Here is a 15,780-nt window from a genome sequence, read left to right on the forward strand (position 1 = left end):
AGGGGTCGGGGGAGAGAGGAGGTCAGCCGCGCAGGGCGCGGAGGACGATCGCTGTGCGGAGAGCGGCGTCGGCCGCCTCGGCCCCCTTGTCCTCCTTCGAGCCTTCGAGCCCCGCACGGTCGAGCCCCTGCCGCTCATCGTCGAGGGTGAGCACGCCGAACCCGACGGGTTTGCCGGTGTCCAGCGCCACCCGCGTGAGCCCGTCGGTCGCGGCGGCCGAGACGTACTCGAAGTGCGGGGTGCCGCCGCGGATGATCACCCCGAGGGCCACGACGGCGTCGGCTCCGGCCTCGAGCGCCGCCTTCGCGGCGACCGGCAGCTCGAACGAGCCCGGAACGCGCACCAGGCGGTAGTCGGCGCCAGAGGCGTCGAGCACCCGCTCGGCGCCCGTGATCAGGCCGTCGCTGATGGCCGCGTGCCACGTGCCGGCGACGACGACGACCTGCAGGCCGGTGCCGTCGATCTCGTCGACGGCGATCGGTGCTCCCTTGCCGCTCATGCGACCCCCTCCTTCATGTGGGCGATGGCTTCGGCCAGATCGCCCTCGTCGATGATGTGACCCATGCGGTCCCGCTTGGTGGCCAGGTACTGATGGTTGTTGGGACCGACCCCGACGAGGAGCGGCACCTGTTCGACGATGTCCAGGCCGAACCCGCGCAGCTGCGCGACCTTGTCGGTGTTGTTGGTCAGCAGCCGCACCTTCTCGATTCCGAGGTCGGCGAGGATGCCGGCTGCGGCGGCGTAGTCGCGGGCATCGGCCGGGAGGCCGAGGGCGAGGTTCGCGTCGACGGTGTCGAGTCCGCGCTCCTGCAGGCTGTACGCGCGCAGCTTGTTGATGAGTCCGATGCCCCGACCCTCGTGGCCGCGCATGTAGATGACCACGCCGCCGTCCTGCTCGATCGCATCCAGCGCCGCATCCAGCTGCGGGCCGCATTCGCACTTGAGCGAACCGAAGGCTTCGCCGGTGAGGCATTCCGAGTGCACCCGCACGAGCGGGGCGTCACCGGTGAGCTCGCCCGAGATGACCGCGAGGTGGTCGGTGCCGGTAACCCGGTCCTTGTACGCGCGGAAGCGGAACTCGCCGTGCGAGGTCGGCACCGTCGCCTCGGCGCGCAGGCTCACCCGCCGGCGCTGGGCCGCGTGCGCGGCGGCGTCGACGGGGTCGACCTCGTCGAGGTGGGCGATGAGCTGCTCGATGGTGATGAGCGGGATGCCGTCGCGGGCGGCGAGTTCGACCAGGCCCGGCATCCGCATCATGGATCCGTCTTCGGCGACGACCTCGGCGATCGCGCCGACCGGGGGGAGCCCCGCGAGCTTCATCAGCTCCACGGCGGCCTCGGTATGCCCGGCGCGCTCGCGCACGCCCCCGTCGACGGCGCGCAGCGGCAGGACGTGCCCGGGGCGGATGACCGAGGTCGGCGTGGATGCGACATCGGCGAGCACATTCAGGGTGTGCGCCCGGTCGCTCGCGCTGATGCCGGTGGAGACGCGGTCCGCAGCGTCGACGCTCACGGTGTAGGCGGTGCCGCGGGCGTCTTCGTTCACCTCGACCATCGGTGGGAGGTCGAGCCGATCGGCCCAGTCGGCGGGCATCGGCGCACAGACGAAGCCGCTGGACCACCGCACCGTCCAGGCCACCCATTCGGGGGTCGCCAGCTGCGCGGACAGGATGATGTCACCTTCGTTCTCGCGGTCCTCATCGTCGACGACGATGACGGGCTTGCCCGCGCGGAGCGCATCGAGGGCGTCGGAGAGGGGGGAAAGGCTCATCGGGAGCCTCCTTCTTTCGGGACGGCGACAGCCGTCGGGGGGAATGCGAGAAGGCGCTGCACGTGCCGCGCCAGGATGTCGGTCTCGAGGTTGACGGCGTCGCCGGCGTCTCGGGAGCCGAGGGTGGTGGCCTTGAGGGTCTCGGGGATGAGGGACACCTCGAACCACGGCTCGGCCGCCCCGGGCGCACTCACGGCGCTGACGGTGAGCGAGACCCCGTCCACGGCGATCGAGCCCTTGTCGACGACGAGGGGGGCGAGGTGTGCGGGGAGGGCGATGCGGACGACGCGCCACTGGGCACCCGGGCGCACCTCGACGACGGTCCCGGTGCCGTCGATGTGCCCCTGCACGATGTGGCCGCCGAGCCGCCCGTGCGCGGCGGTCGCGCGCTCGAGATTCACGGGGCGTCCTGCGGCGACGCCCGCGAGAGTCGACATGTCGAGGGTCTGACGCATCACGTCAGCGGTGAACCAGTCGTCTCCGCGGTCGACGACGGTGAGGCACACGCCGCTGACGGCGATCGAGTCGCCGTGCCCGGCGTCCGACACCGCCTTCGGGGCGCGCACCGTCAGTCGCAGTCCGTCGCCGGACGGGGCGACGGCGGTGACGGCGCCGATCTCTTCGATGATTCCGGTGAACATCAGCTGTCCTTCTCATTCGTGGCGGAGGAGGTCGTCGCCGGACGCGCGACGAGCAGGACGTCGTCGCCGAGACGTTCGACGCGGGAGAGGGTGAGGCGCACGGCCGCACCGATCGTCTCGACGCCGATGTCGTCGAGCGCCAGACGCGGACCGCCGAGGAGGGTGGGGGCGATGTAGGCGATGACCTCGTCGACGAGGCCCGCGCGCACGAACGCCGAGGCCAGCGTCGGCCCGCCCTCGACGAAGACGCGCTGCACGCCCTCGCGACGCAGGTCGTTCAGCACCCGGGGGAGGTCGTGCGAGGAGAAGAAGAGGGGGCCCTGCGGATGCCGCCGCACGGCCGCATCGGCAGGGGTCGCGCGCTGGCCGATGACCACGGGACGCGGCTGGCGGGCGAGGAGGGAGCCGTCGACGTCGCGGGCGGTCAACGACGGGTCGTCAGCCAGCACGGTGCCGGTACCGACGACGATCGCGTCGGCCATCGCCCGGCGTCGGTGCACATCCTCCCGCGCGGCGGGACCGGTGATCCACTGGCTGGTGCCGTCGGAAGCGGCGACGCGGCCATCGAGGGACTGCGCCCACTTCACCGTGACGTGCGGGCGGCCGAGGCGCTGCACGGTCAGCCAGCGGGAGAGGAGTTCTCGACCCTCGTCGCCGAGCACGCCGGCCTCGACCTCCACGCCCGCCGCGCGCAGGGTGCCGGCGCCGCCGGCGGAGGCGACGCCGGGATCGTCGACGGCGTAGAGGACGCGCGAGATGCCTGCGGCCAGGAGCGCCTGGCTGCACGGCCCCGTGCGTCCGGTGTGGTTGCAGGGCTCGAGGGTCACCACGGCCGTGGCGCCCTCCGCCTCACCGGGGGAGAGGCGGGACAGCGCATCGACCTCGGCGTGAGGAGTGCCTGCGCCGCGATGCCACCCCTCGGCCAGGATCCGGCCGTCGGGCGCGAGGATGACCGCTCCGACCTGGGGGTTGAAGCCCGCGGGGCCATTCAGCGCCAGCGCGAGCGCCCGACGCATCGCGTCGCGCTCGACGTCTCGCACCGTCATCCGTCTTCCCTCGTCCGTCCGATCGACCCTCACGGGCACCGGGGCGCGGGAACGACAGGCGCGGACGCCTGACGTGCTTCTCCCATCCGGACTCGCGAAGATGTTCCTTCGCATCACCGTCGGTTCCGGAATTCCACCGGATCAGGTCGGGCTGCACCCTTTCGGATGCGATGCCGTCGCTCGCGGACTGTCACCGCCGGTTCGGAATCTCACCGACCCCGGAGCACGTTGCTGCTCACGAGTGTAGTCAACGCGCTCGCCGCGGTTTCATTCCCGCGCATGGGCGTTCCCGGGACCGGCGTCGGGCGGCGTCACGGCGAGGTCGCGCGCGGTGGATTCGTCGAGGATGACGTCGGTGATGAGCCCTGCACGCAGCGCGCCGCGAAGGCTCGGCACCTTCGCTCGGCCGGCGACGATTCCGACGCGCCGGGGAGCCCGGCGGAGGACGGAGAAGTCCGGCCCCGTCGCACGTTCGTTCAGCGGGATGCCGTCGCTCGAGCCGTCGGCGCGGTAGAACACCGTCGCGACGTCGCCGACGACGTGCTCGCGGCTGAGGGCGCGGTAGTCCTCCGCGTCGAGATAGCCGCCCTGGTAGACGTGGCTCGGCACTTCGGCGAAGGGGGAACCGACGCCGAAGACCGCGAGGTCGAGGCTCGCCTGCATCTCCAGCACCCGCCGGATCGAGCGCTCGCGCCAGAACGCGCGCTTGGTGGCCGGGTCATCGAAGAAGGCCGGCACGGGGAACTGGTGCACCTGTGCGCCGAAGGCGTCGCCGAACCGGCTCAGCAGCTCGCTGGCGTACATGATGCCCGTCGTGCGCATGTTGCCGGCGCCGTTGAGCTGGACCACATCGGTGTTGTGTGTCACACGCCGCGGCAGGTGGCGGCTGACCGCGCCGATCGTGGATCCCCAGGCGATGCCGACGCTCTGGTTGGAGTCGACCCAGCTCGCCAGGGTCCGCGCAGCCGACAGGGCGACGCGGTCGAGGCGCTCGACGTCGCTCGCGCGGTCGGGAACCGGGACGATGTGGGCGGTCACTCCGAACCGGTCGCGGATGTCGGCGGCGAGCCGGGACGGGCCCTCGAGGGGGGAGTGGATGACGATCTCGACGAGGCCGGTCTCGCGCGCCTGACTGAGCAGGCGCGAGACGGATGACCGCGAGGTGCGCAGCTCCCGGGCGATGGCGTCCATCGTGAGGTCCTGCATGTAATACAGCTGCGCGGCGCGGAGAGCGTCACGCGTCCGCTCGGGAAGGACGGTCTCCGAGATGTCGGCCGATTTCGGCATCATCCTCTCCTTTGCACATATGTGCAAGATGATTGCACTGACGTTCGGGCGGGGTCAGGATGTATTCATCCAGATAATGCGGTGCCGCGCAAGGGGACATCGCGAGAGGAGTCCCGGTGAGCAGCCAGCCCGCTACATCAGAACCCACGTCGCAGCGCGCCGAGGTGCGCGCGATCGCCGCGGATCCGACGGCCGACGTCGTCATCATCGGCGGCGGCATCAACGGCATCGCGACCTTCCGAGACCTGGCGCTGCAGGGCGTGAAGGTGATCCTCGTCGAGCGCGATGACTTCGTCTCCGGTGCCTCCAGCGCGTCGTCGCACATGATCCACGGCGGCATCCGCTACCTCGAGAACGGCGAGTTCCGCCTGGTGCGCGAGTCGGTCGTCGAGCGCAACGCCCTCATCAAGTCCGCGCCGCACTACGTCCGGCCGCTCCCCACGACGGTGCCGATCTTCTCCACCTTCTCGGGTCTGTTCTCCGCTCCCCTCCGCTTCCTCACCCATAAGCAGGGCAAGCCCTCGGAGCGCGGCGCGCTGCTGATCAAGGTGGGCCTGACGATCTACGACTTCTTCTCGCGCGACGGCGGCGCGGTGCCCCGCCACCGGTTCTACGGTCGCAAGCGCTCGCTCTCGGAGCTCCCGGCGCTCAACGGCGATGTGAAGTACACCGCCACCTACTTCGACGCCAGCATGCACGACCCCGAGCGGCTCGCCCTCGACGTCCTCTACGACGGCCTGGCCGCCGGACCCCACGCCCGGGCGGCGAACTACCTGTCGGCGGTCGGGATGTCCGCGTCCGGTCTGCGGGTGCGCGACGAGGTGACGGGGGAGGAGTTCGAGCTCACCTCCGACGTTGTCGTGAACGCCTCCGGCCCGTGGACCGACCTCACCAACGAGTCGCTTGGTCGCGACACCGCGTACATGGGCGGCACGAAAGGGTCGCACATCGTGCTCGACAACCCGGCGCTGCTCGAGGCCACGGGTGGCCGCGAGATCTTCTTCGAGCATGAAGACGGCCGCATCGTCCTCATCTACCCCCTCAAGGGCCGCGTGATGGTCGGCACCACCGACATCGACCACGACATGCGCGCCCCCGCCGTGTGCACGGAAGAGGAGGTCGACTACTTCTTCGATCTCGTCGCGCACGTGTTCCCCGACATCTCCGTCGACCGCTCCGAGATCGTCTACCGGTTCGCAGGGGTTCGCCCGCTGCCGCGCCACGACGACACCCAGCCCGGTTTCGTCTCGCGCGACTACCGCGTCGAACAGGCCACGGCCTCCGGTCGCCCGCAGACGACCGTGCTGAGCCTCGTGGGCGGCAAGTGGACGACGTTCCGGGCTCTCGGCGAGCAGCTCTCCGACCGCGTGCTGGGGATTCTCGGACGTCGACGGGTGCGCAGCACCGCGGGCCTCATGATCGGCGGCGCCGAGGGGTACCCCCGCACGCAGCGCGCCCGCGCCACCTGGGTCGAGAGCCACCGGGGTCACCTCGACGCCGCGCGCGCCGACCAGCTTCTGGAGCGCTACGGCACCCGCGCTGCCGCGCTCATTGAGGCCCTGCCCGAGGACGACCGGCCGCTGCGGACCCTGCCCGACTACAGCACCGGCGAGATCACCTACCTCACCCGCACCGAGTACGTCGTGCACCTCATCGACGTGCTGCTGCGGCGCACGAGCGTGGCGTTCGTGGGATCGGTCACGATGCCCGTCCTGCAGGAGCTCAGCGAGGTCGTCGGCGACGCGCTCGGCTGGGACGCCGAGCAGCGCGCTGAAGAGGTCGCCGCCAGCGCCCGCCTCCTTGCGGAGCGGCATGGTGTCGATCTGACGCAGGACGCCGTACTCTCATGATCGTCATGACCGGCGCTGCGGCGTCGGTCATGTCGCCCCGGTCGTCGGGGGGCGCGGTTCCCGGCGACCATCCGTGACGCGGCATTGGGGCCGCACGACGAAAGAAGGTCAATGTGGACAATCTGGGTATCGTCTTCATCTCGGAGGTGATCGGCACGATGCTGCTCACCCTTCTGGGTTGTGGCGTCGTCGCCAACGTCGCCCTGACGAAGACAAAGGGCTTCGCCGGCGGATTCCTGCTGGTGAACTTCGGCTGGGGCCTCGCGGTCTTCGCCGGTGTGACCGTCGCCTACGTCTCCGGCGCGCACCTGAACCCTGCGGTGACGCTGGGCCTGGTCGCCAACGGCGCGACGGAGTTCGGTCAGGGTGTGCCGGTCGGACCCCTCTCGATCCTCGTGTACATCGGCGCGCAGATGATCGGTGCCTTCATCGGTGCCGTGCTGGCCTGGGCGGGTTACAAGAAGCACTTCGACGCCGAGGAGGACGCAGCCACCAAGCTCGGCGTCTTCTCCACCGGCCCCGCCATCCGCACCTACGGCTGGAACCTCGTCACGGAGATCATCGGCACCTTCGTGCTGGTCTTCGTGGTGATCGGCTTCGGCCGCAACGGCGACCCGTCGGGTCTGGCCGCCCTCGGCGCCCTCCCCGTCGCCCTCCTCGTCGTCGGCATCGGCGCGTCGCTCGGTGGCCCGACGGGGTACGCGATCAACCCCGCGCGTGACCTCGGGCCCCGCATCGCCCACGCCATCCTTCCGATCAAGAACAAGGGCGGAAGCGACTGGAGCTACTCCTGGGTGCCGATCGTCGGACCGATCATCGGCGGTGTCCTCGCCGGTTTCGCCGCGATCCCGCTGATGCCGATCCTGGGCTGAGTCCCGGCATCCGCTGCACGCCATCACACGCACGACGAACCATCCGCAACGAGACAAAGGAGTATCACGCATGGCCGACTACATCCTCGCGATCGACCAGGGCACGACGTCCACCCGGGCGATCATCTTCGACAAGTCCGGCAGCATCATCCAGAGCGGTCAGCTCGAGCACGAGCAGATCTTCCCGCGCGCCGGCTGGGTCGAGCACGACCCGATGGAGATCTGGCGCAACACCCGTGAGGTGATCGGACAGGCGCTGTCCAAGGCCGACCTCACCCGCCACGACATCGCGGCGATCGGCATCACGAACCAGCGCGAGACGGCGGTGGTCTGGGACAAGAACACCGGTGAGCCGGTCTATAACGCCATCGTCTGGCAGGACACCCGGACGCAGGGCATCGTCGACAAGCTCGCCGCCGACGGCGGCACCGAGCGGTTCAAGTCGGTCGTGGGTCTTCCGCTGGCGACCTACTTCTCGGGCACCAAGATCGTCTGGATCCTCGACAACGTCGAGGGTGCCCGCGAGCGCGCCGAGCGCGGCGACCTCCTGTTCGGAACCACCGACACCTGGGTGCTGTGGAACCTCACCGGCGGCGTCGACGGCGGTGTGCACGCCACCGATGTGACTAACGCCTCGCGGACGATGTTCATGGACCTGGAAACCTTGTCGTGGCGGGAGGACATCCTCGACACGTTCGGCGTGCCGCTGTCGATGATGCCCGAGATCCGCAGCTCGTCCGAGGTCTACGGTCACGCCGAGAGCTCGAGCCTGCTGCGCGAGACGCCGATCGCCGGCATCCTCGGCGACCAGCAGGCCGCGACCTTCGGGCAGGCGGCGTTCGAGCAGGGGGAGGCGAAGAACACCTACGGCACGGGCAACTTCATCATCTTCAACACCGACACCGAGATCGTCCACTCGCAGAACGGGCTGCTGACCACCCTGGGCTACAAGCTCGGCGACGAGCCGGCCCACTACGCCCTGGAGGGTTCGATCGCCGTGACCGGGTCGCTCGTGCAGTGGCTGCGCGACAACCTGGGCATCATCTCCTCGGCGCCGGAGGTGGAGACCCTCGCCGCCAGCGTCGAGGACAACGGCGGGGCGTACTTCGTCCCCGCGTTCTCGGGCCTGTTCGCGCCGTACTGGCGTCCCGACGCCCGCGGCGCGCTGGTGGGGCTCACCCGGTACGTCAACAAGGGGCACATCGCGCGCGCGGCGCTGGAGGCCACGGCCTTCCAGACCCGCGAGGTGATCGATGCGGTCAACGCCGACTCGGGGGTGCCGCTGACGGAGCTGAAGGTCGACGGAGGCATGATCGCCAACGACCTGCTGATGCAGTTCCAGGCCGACATCCTCGGCGTCCCGGTCGTCCGCCCGGTCGTCGCCGAGACCACCGCCCTCGGCGCGGCCTATGCGGCGGGTCTCGCGGTCGGGTTCTGGTCGGGCCTGGACGACCTGTCCAAGAACTGGCAGGAAGACCGCCGCTGGGAGCCGAAGATGGATGACGCCGAGCGCGAGCGTCTGCTACGCAACTGGAAGAAGGCTGTGACCAAGACCTTCGACTGGGTCGACAAAGACGTGTCGTGAGTTTCGCGTGAACAACGGGGAGGTCGCTCGGGCGGCCTCCCCGTTGCCGTGTCAGCGGGGCGTCACCTCAGCGCGCGCTCATTTCAGCAGGCGTGAGAGGCGTCGATCGGCGAGGATCTTGCCGCCCGTCTGGCAGGTGGGACAGTACTCCAGGGAGTTGTCGGCGAAGAACACGCTGCGCACCTCATCACCGCAGACCGGGCACGCCTCCCCGCGACGGCCGTGCACCCGCATCCCGCGTCGCTTGGCGTCCTTGAGATCGGCCGGTGGTTTTCCGGATGCCGCGGCCAGCGCCTCCGCGAGGGTGTCGGTCATCGCCTGGTACAGGCGGTCGATCTCGGCGTCGTCGAGCCCGGCCGCGAGAGCGTACGGCGACATCTTCGCGGCGTGGAGGATCTCGTCGGAATAGGCGTTGCCCACTCCCGCGATGATCGACTGGTCGCGAAGAACGCCCTTGATCTGCGTGCGGCGGCCGGCGAGGAGCGCGGCGAAGGCATCGCGGTCGAAGGCGGGGTCGAGCGGATCGGGTCCGAGACGGGCGATGCCGGGAACCTCCCCGGGGTCGCGGACGACCGAGACGGCGAGCGACTTCTTCGTTCCGGCCTCGGTGAGGTCGAAGCCCGAGCCGTCGTCGAACCCGACGCGAAGGGCGATCGGAGTCTTTCCGGGGCGGATGACCGTCGACGGCAGGGCGTCGTACCACCGCAGCCAGCCGGCTTTGGCGAGGTGGAAGACGAGGTGCGGGGCCACGGCACTGTCCGTGTCGGCTGCCGCGGCGGCGGTGGCGATGTCGATGAACTTGCCGTGTCGCTCCACGCCGGTGACGGTCGCGCCGACGAGCGCGGTGATCGGCGGGTCGTAGGTCTTCAGGGCGGCGATGTTCGCGACGGTCGCGCGGGTGATGGTGTGGTCTTTCAGGCGGCCGTGGAGGAACTCCACGAGTCCCTGCACCTCGGGCATCTCCGGCATCCCCTCATCCTGGCACGCAGGAAGGGCTGAGGTCAGGGGTGGAGCACCGGCCAGGGGACGGGAGTGCGGTCGTCGGTGCGGAGGATCCCGGCGACCCAGCCGTCATCGCGTCCGGCGGGTCCGACGAGAGCCTGGCGGAGCAGCCCCTCATAGCGGAAGCCCACGGCGCGGGCCGCCGACGCCGAACCGACGTTGCCGGCGACCGCTCGCCATTCGACGCGGACGAGGTCGAGGCCCTGCGGCGCGAAGGCGAAGTCGAGCACGGCCGTGGCGGCCTCGGCGAGCAGGCCCCTGCCGCGGAAGGGCGCGGCCATCCAGAACCCGATCTCGCCGCATCCCTGGGTCGCGCCGAGTCGGTGCATGCCGATCATTCCGGCCAGGGCCCCATCATGGCGGATCGCCCAGTTCGTCGAGACCCCCTCCGCCCACTGCGTGGGGACGAGGTCGATGAACTTCTCGGCGTGCTCGCGGACGTACGGCCGGGGCACGGTGGTGTATCGCTGGATGTCGGGGTCTTGGCAGGCGTGGAACACAGCGTCGGTATCGGCCCGGGTCGGCAGCGACAGCACCAGCCGACGGGTGCGAAGGATGGCGGGCTGCATGCCGCCACCCTACGGCGGGTCAGGCGCGGCGCAGCAGCCCCACGCTGTCGTACACCTTCGACAGCGTGTCGTCGGCGACCTCGGCGGCGCGTGCCGCGTTGATCGCCAGGACGCGGTCGAGCTCTGCCGGGTCGCTCAGCAGCTCCATCGCGCGGGCCCGCACCGGCTCGAACTCGGCGACGACGATCTCGGCGAGACCCTTCTTGAAGTCTCCGTATCCGCGGCCGGCGTACTCGTCCTCGATCGAGGCGATCTGGCGCCCGGTGAGGGCGGCGTAGATGACCAGCAGGTTCGACACACCGGGCTTGTTCTCCCGGTCGAAGCGGACGGCGCCCTCGCTGTCCGTGACGGCGCGCATGATCTTCTTCGCGCTCACCGCCGGGTCGTCCAGCAGCCACAGCACGCCCGCCTCCGACTCCGCGGACTTCGACATCTTCGCCAGGGGGTTCTGCAGATCGTAGATGCGAGCGGTCTCCTGCTGGATGACCGGCATCGGCACGCGGAAGACCTCGCGGTAGCGGCTGTTGAAGCGCTCGGCGAGATCCCGCGTGAGCTCGACGTGCTGCTTCTGGTCATCACCGACCGGCACGATGTCCGTCTGGTAGAGCAGGATGTCGGCGGCCATCAGCACCGGGTAGGTGAAGAGCCCGACCGATGTCGCGTCCGACCCGTAGCGCTGCGTCTTGTCCTTGAACTGGGTCATGCGCCCGGCCTCACCGAAACCGGTGATGGTCGACAGGATCCAGGCGAGTTCGGCGTGCGCCGGTACGTGCGACTGCACGTACAGGGTCGACTTCGACGGCTCGATGCCGGCGGCGATGTACTGCGCCGCCGTGCGGCGGGTCTTCTCGCGGAGTTCGGCCGGATCGTTCGGCTGCGTCAGTGCGTGCAGATCGACCACGGAGAAGAAGGCGTCGTAGTTCTCCTGCAGGTCTCGCCACTGCATGAGGGCCCCGATGTAGTTGCCGATCTGGAGGGAATCGGCCGAGGGCTGCATGCCGGAGTAGAGACGCGCTTTCTTCACCCGTCAATCCTAGGCGCCACCGTCTCACCCGCCGTCGGTGAAGGGGGCGACCGGCACAGGGGGCGCGGCACCGACGAAGGCGACGATCTGGTGTCCGCCGGGATTGGTCTGCTGGGGCACCTGTTCCCAGTTGTTCATGACCCAGACGTTCCCCGACGGGTCGACCGCGATGCCGGTGCTGCGTGTCAGTCCGTCGAAGGCGTAGCCGGTGTCGTCCGGCGAGATGCCGTCACCGGTGCCGAGCCCGCGCGGACAGACCGCCGGGTCGGCTCCGCAGAACGCCGACACCCGCTGCCCGTCGAAGTTCGCCACCCAGACGTTGCCGACGCCATCGATCGCCAGACCCCAGGGGAGCACCACTCCGCCGCCGGTGAAGGGGCCGATCGTCGACGAGCCGTCGGGTGCGATCATCGTCACCGACGGCACGCCCCGACCCTCCTCGACCCGGTCCGGGCAGGGGAGGGTGATGCCGCCGGAGTTCGCCACCCAGACGTTCCCCGCCGCGTCGGCACCGAGTCCCATCGGGCGATCGAACGCACCGGTGAGGGGCGACCCCGCGATCGGCGTTCCGTCGTACTCGACGACCGCGACGGCGCTGTTGACCATGGCGCTGACGAACATGAGTCGACCGTTGTCGATCACGGTGAAGGGCTGCTCCAGGCCGAGGCTGCCGAGGTTCCGCGCCTGTTCGGGGTCGCCGTCGGGATAGACCGCGACGGTGTCGTTGCCGCAGTTGGCGATCCAGACGTCGCCGTTTCGGGCGACCTCGATCCCCTGCGGCCAGCTGAGGTCGCCCTGCGTGAAGCCCGTGTCGGGGGAGAGGAAGTCGCCGTCGTCGAAGAGGGTCATGCTGTTGTGGAGCGGCTGCTGGTCGGCCGGACATCCCGGCTCCGGTGCCGCGAAGCCGTAGTTGCTCAGCCAGAGCCGCCCCTCGGCATCGAAGTCGATGCCGAAGCCCGAACCGCTGAGTCCGCCGCCGCTGTAGGTGCCCACGAGCTCGCCGTCGGGGGCGAACTCGAACATCTCGTCGCTGCCGCAGACGGGCACCGTCGGGTCGTCGCCGTACTCGTAGTTGTTGTTGATCCAGATGTGACCGCGCGGGTCGATCGCGAAGTTCCCCGGTCCGTCGAGGGACTCGCCGTCGCCGTCGAAGCGCAGCGCGAGCGTCCAGGCAGCGGGGGGATCGGAGAGACCGGGCTCAGTGCCGGCGGCGTCCTGGGCCAGCTCGAACAGGGCTTCGGGCTCCGCCGATGGGTCGCGTGCGATGGCGGCGAAGGCGGCGGCGGCCGAGGTGACGGATGACGTGCCCGCAGCCGTCTCGAACAGCGCCACGCACGCCGACTCGTCCACAAGACACACCGACAGCATCGCCGTCAGGGACGTGAAGGCCGCCAGGGTCTCGGTCTCCGATCCGTTCGGCGAGGACGTCAGGACCTCGCTGTACTCGCCCGTGGCGAAGTCGGCGAGGTTCGCGGCCATCGCGGCGGCGTTGGCGATCGGCATCTCCTCGCCTGCCGGCTGGGCGTCGCCGAAGAACTGCGCCATGCCGTAGCCCGAGGCCACCGTCGTCCGCTCGTTGAGCGTCACCTCCCCGGTGCCCTCGGCGATGACACCTGCCAGCAGCGGCGCCTCGCCCCCGGCCGGGCGCGCGTCGACGAAGACCGGGCGGCGGATGTCATCCGCGAGGTCGAGCGTGAAGGCGCCGTCCTCCCCGGCGGTGACCGACGCGATTTCGCGCGCCTCGGCGTCGGCGATCTCCCACGCGGTCACCTCCCAGTCGACGGCATCGACGCCGTCGGTGACGGGGGCGATCGCGCCGGAGACGGAGGAGGCGTCGGTTGGGGGAGCTCCGGTGCAGGCCGAGACGACGAGGCCCGAGAGCCCGAGCACCGCCGCGAAGACCAGGATGTGTGGGCGCCACGCCATCGATCCCTCCGATCGTCAGGCGCAGTCTAGCGAGCCACCCCGGCCGGGCAATCGGTCAGAGCCCGAGGGCGTAGTCCGCGATGACCGGTGAATGATCGCTCCACCGCGAGTCCCACGACGGCGCGCGCACGACGCGGTAGTCGCTCGCTCTCTCCGCGAGCGCGGGGGTCGCCAGGTGGTAGTCGATCCGCCATCCCGAATCGTTGTCGAAGGCCCGCCCCCGCATCGACCACCACGTGTACGGGCCGTCGATGTCGCCCGCGGCGCGGCGTCCGACATCCACCCACCCGAGCCCGGTCCCCACCGAGCCGTCATTCGCGGTGACCTCCTCGCCCGCGGGCCCCGTGAACCGGTCGAAGTAGGCCCGCTCCCGCGGCAGGAAGCCGGCCTTCTTCAGGTTGCCCTTCCAGTTGCGGATGTCGAGGGTGCGGTGTCCGACATTGAGGTCGCCCATGATGAGGCTGAGGGGAGAGGATGCGGCGAGCTGCGGCATCCGTTCTTCCATGGCGTCGAGGAACGCCCACTTCGCGTCCTGACGGGGGGTGTCTGCCTCACCGGTGTGCACATAGGCGCTGACGACGGTGAGACGCTCGCCGTCGATGTCGAGGTCTGCTTCGATCCAGCGCCCGGCCCACTCGGTGCGGTCGTCGCCGCCGGGGCCGAGCCCGCGGCGCACGTCGACGGCGGGAACCTTCGTCGCGATCGCGACCCCGGCGCGGCCCTTGGCCACGGCCTCCTCGTTCACGATCTGCCAGCCGGGGAGCGCGGCGGCCAGCTCGTCGGCGGTCGCCCGCACCTCCTGGAGAGCGAGAACGTCGATGTCGGCGCCGGCGAGCCACTCGGTCATCCCCTTCCGGACGGCGGCGCGGATGCCGTTGACGTTGACGGTGGCGATACGAACGGGGCGAGACACGCCTGCCAGCCTAGGCGGCGCCTCCGACATCGCCGCCCGGCGCCGCAATGCCACTCGACAGCGGTCTCACTCGAGCAGCAGCGAGCGCTTGATGGGCGGGGGAGGGGAGGACTCCAGCGCGGACAGATCCTCTTCGGCCCGGCGGAGGGCGCGGGTCGCGTTCCAGCGGCGGAACCACGGCGCTGCGGTCAGGTCCTCCTGCGCGTCGCGCACCCGCACACGGGCGGCGACGACGAGCGCCTCCCACTCGTGCTGGCGCCGCTCCTCTTCGCTCAACTCGGCGAGCGCGACGTTGCGATCGGCTGCGGCGACGGCGATCCACGCACCCGCCACGAGGATGACGATGCTGTTCAGTCGGAACCAGAGCAGGAAGCCGATGAACACCGTGAAGGTCGTCAGGAGCGGGTTCGACGGTGTGTAACGCAGCAGCAGGCCCGCACCGATCTGCAGCACCACGATGGCCGCGCCACCGAGCATCGCTCCCGGCCAGATGCGCCGCCAACCCAGAGCGGCGCCGGTGAGGAAGCGGATGAGCGCGGCGAGAGCGGCGGCGTTGATCGCGAAGGAGACGCTGAGCGAGAGCAGGCGGGTGAGCAGATCGGTCACCAGGCTCAGCGCCGCGAGGCCGAGGAGGTCGAAGACCCCTTCGAGCGCCCAGACTGCGAAGCTGCTCAGCGAGGCCCCCGCGAGAAGGGCGACGCCGAAGATCACCGCCGCGACGAGGTCGCGGGCCTTCAGCAGCACGTAGGGACGACGGTCGAAGGGCAGACCGAAGATGTCGCGCACCGCGCGGCGGGTGAAGGTGATGAAGCCGATCGCGGTCCAGATGACCACGACGAGCGCGATCGCACCCGTGATCCCGAGGGCGCCTGCGGACTGATTGGCGACCTCTCCCACCTGCTCGGGCGTGACCAGGCCGTTCTCGCTGATGAGGTTCGGAATGTACTCGTTGATGATCTCGATGGCGCGCTGGATCGCGGAGCTGGACGCCCCGAGACACAGCCCCACGATCGCGAAGGCGAGGTAGATGACACCGAAGATCGCGAAGAGGGACTGGTAGCTCACTCCGGCGGCGAGGAGGAAGCCGTTGTGCTGGAGGAAGTGGCGCCACACGCGCACGGGAAACCAGGCGAGCGTCCGCCGGGTGAGTTCCGTCGCACGTGTCAGGGGCACGTCGAAGCGTTCACGCAATCGCCCCTCGGTGTCAGACCACCGCTGAGCGGCCGTCGGCGACCCGGCGCCCGGAACGGCGCGCTCGGCGTCATCCGCTGCTCTGGTCACAGGCCCACTGTATC

General features: G+C 70.0%; 14 protein-coding genes and 1 riboswitch. Of the genes, 3 read left to right on the forward strand and 11 right to left on the reverse strand.

The genetic code is table 11. The annotated features are described in order from the left end of the window. Positions 1-22: 22 nt before the first annotated feature. From ribH to HDC37_RS02960, 5 genes are all read right to left on the reverse strand, one after another. Entirely contained in the window at positions 23-499 is a 477-nt protein-coding gene (ribH, locus tag HDC37_RS02940) for a 6,7-dimethyl-8-ribityllumazine synthase (protein WP_179558871.1), read from the reverse strand. Continuing rightward, positions 496-1,770: a GTP cyclohydrolase II gene (ribA, locus tag HDC37_RS02945; protein ID WP_179558872.1), complete on the reverse strand. Its 1,275-nt coding sequence runs from the start codon at positions 1,768-1,770 to the stop codon at positions 496-498. Before ribA ends, ribH begins: the two co-directional genes overlap by 4 nt. After that, on the reverse strand, positions 1,767-2,411 hold the full coding sequence (locus tag HDC37_RS02950; protein ID WP_179558873.1) for a riboflavin synthase: 645 nt from the start codon (positions 2,409-2,411) through the stop codon (positions 1,767-1,769). Before HDC37_RS02950 ends, ribA begins: the two co-directional genes overlap by 4 nt. Next, a complete protein-coding gene (ribD, locus tag HDC37_RS02955; protein WP_179558874.1) occupies positions 2,411-3,457 on the reverse strand; it encodes a bifunctional diaminohydroxyphosphoribosylaminopyrimidine deaminase/5-amino-6-(5-phosphoribosylamino)uracil reductase RibD in 1,047 nt (348 codons plus the stop codon). The genes HDC37_RS02950 and ribD overlap by 1 nt, the downstream gene beginning before the upstream one ends. 69 nt (positions 3,458-3,526) lie before the next feature. Next, a riboswitch (FMN riboswitch) is annotated at positions 3,527-3,688 on the reverse strand. 36 nt (positions 3,689-3,724) lie between these two features. Continuing rightward, positions 3,725-4,744 (reverse strand): sugar-binding transcriptional regulator, encoded by a 1,020-nt coding sequence (locus HDC37_RS02960; RefSeq protein WP_179558875.1) that lies wholly within the window; start codon positions 4,742-4,744, stop codon positions 3,725-3,727. Positions 4,745-4,860: 116 nt separating this feature from the next. On the opposite strand from HDC37_RS02960, the gene HDC37_RS02965 reads away from it, so the two are divergent. The 3 genes from HDC37_RS02965 (at position 4,861) to glpK (ending at position 9,051) form a co-directional block, all read left to right on the forward strand. Continuing rightward, entirely contained in the window at positions 4,861-6,594 is a 1,734-nt protein-coding gene (locus HDC37_RS02965; RefSeq protein WP_179558876.1) for a glycerol-3-phosphate dehydrogenase/oxidase, read from the forward strand. A gap of 113 nt (positions 6,595-6,707) precedes the next feature. Next, positions 6,708-7,466: an MIP/aquaporin family protein gene (locus tag HDC37_RS02970; protein WP_179558877.1), complete on the forward strand. Its 759-nt coding sequence runs from the start codon at positions 6,708-6,710 to the stop codon at positions 7,464-7,466. A gap of 70 nt (positions 7,467-7,536) precedes the next feature. Then, on the forward strand, positions 7,537-9,051 hold the full coding sequence (glpK, locus tag HDC37_RS02975) for a glycerol kinase GlpK (protein WP_179558878.1): 1,515 nt from the start codon (positions 7,537-7,539) through the stop codon (positions 9,049-9,051). Positions 9,052-9,129: 78 nt separating this feature from the next. On the opposite strand, the gene HDC37_RS02980 is transcribed toward glpK, so the two are convergent. Genes HDC37_RS02980 through HDC37_RS03005 form a run of 6 tightly spaced genes read right to left on the reverse strand, consistent with a single transcriptional unit; the run spans position 9,130 to position 15,766 of the window. Beyond that, the gene (locus HDC37_RS02980) at positions 9,130-10,020 is read right to left on the reverse strand and encodes an Fpg/Nei family DNA glycosylase (protein ID WP_179558879.1); all 891 of its coding nucleotides are present in this window, start codon (positions 10,018-10,020) and stop codon (positions 9,130-9,132) included. A gap of 32 nt (positions 10,021-10,052) precedes the next feature. Next, positions 10,053-10,622 carry a GNAT family N-acetyltransferase gene (locus HDC37_RS02985; protein ID WP_179558880.1) on the reverse strand — a complete coding sequence of 190 codons (570 nt, stop codon included), beginning with the start codon at positions 10,620-10,622 and terminating at the stop codon, positions 10,053-10,055. Between the two features lie 19 nt (positions 10,623-10,641). Continuing rightward, entirely contained in the window at positions 10,642-11,646 is a 1,005-nt protein-coding gene (gene trpS, locus HDC37_RS02990) for a tryptophan--tRNA ligase (RefSeq protein WP_179558881.1), read from the reverse strand. A 24-nt stretch (positions 11,647-11,670) separates the two neighbouring features. Then, positions 11,671-13,572 (reverse strand): hypothetical protein, encoded by a 1,902-nt coding sequence (locus HDC37_RS02995; protein ID WP_179558882.1) that lies wholly within the window; start codon positions 13,570-13,572, stop codon positions 11,671-11,673. Between the two features lie 55 nt (positions 13,573-13,627). Then, entirely contained in the window at positions 13,628-14,515 is an 888-nt protein-coding gene (locus HDC37_RS03000) for an exodeoxyribonuclease III (protein WP_179559105.1), read from the reverse strand. 36 nt (positions 14,516-14,551) lie between these two features. Then, positions 14,552-15,766 (reverse strand): YihY/virulence factor BrkB family protein, encoded by a 1,215-nt coding sequence (locus HDC37_RS03005; protein ID WP_308472063.1) that lies wholly within the window; start codon positions 15,764-15,766, stop codon positions 14,552-14,554. Between the last annotated feature and the right edge of the window lie 14 nt (positions 15,767-15,780).

This window comes from Microbacterium sp. AK009 (genome assembly GCF_013410955.1).
Lineage (GTDB): Bacteria > Actinomycetota > Actinomycetes > Actinomycetales > Microbacteriaceae > Microbacterium.

What these genes read in the sequence shown, in the direction of transcription:
- ribH (WP_179558871.1), bottom strand. Translation starts at nt 499, where the DNA reads ATGAGCGGCAAGGGAGCACCGATCGCCGTCGACGAGATCGACGGCACC.
- ribA (WP_179558872.1), bottom strand. Translation starts at nt 1,770, where the DNA reads ATGAGCCTTTCCCCCCTCTCCGACGCCCTCGATGCGCTCCGCGCGGGC.
- HDC37_RS02950 (WP_179558873.1), bottom strand. Translation starts at nt 2,411, where the DNA reads ATGTTCACCGGAATCATCGAAGAGATCGGCGCCGTCACCGCCGTCGCC.
- ribD (WP_179558874.1), bottom strand. Translation starts at nt 3,457, where the DNA reads ATGACGGTGCGAGACGTCGAGCGCGACGCGATGCGTCGGGCGCTCGCG.
- HDC37_RS02960 (WP_179558875.1), bottom strand. Translation starts at nt 4,744, where the DNA reads ATGCCGAAATCGGCCGACATCTCGGAGACCGTCCTTCCCGAGCGGACG.
- glpK (WP_179558878.1), top strand. Translation starts at nt 7,537, where the DNA reads ATGGCCGACTACATCCTCGCGATCGACCAGGGCACGACGTCCACCCGG.
- HDC37_RS02980 (WP_179558879.1), bottom strand. Translation starts at nt 10,020, where the DNA reads ATGCCGGAGATGCCCGAGGTGCAGGGACTCGTGGAGTTCCTCCACGGC.
- HDC37_RS02985 (WP_179558880.1), bottom strand. Translation starts at nt 10,622, where the DNA reads ATGCAGCCCGCCATCCTTCGCACCCGTCGGCTGGTGCTGTCGCTGCCG.
- HDC37_RS02995 (WP_179558882.1), bottom strand. Translation starts at nt 13,572, where the DNA reads ATGGCGTGGCGCCCACACATCCTGGTCTTCGCGGCGGTGCTCGGGCTC.
- HDC37_RS03000 (WP_179559105.1), bottom strand. Translation starts at nt 14,515, where the DNA reads ATGTCGGAGGCGCCGCCTAGGCTGGCAGGCGTGTCTCGCCCCGTTCGT.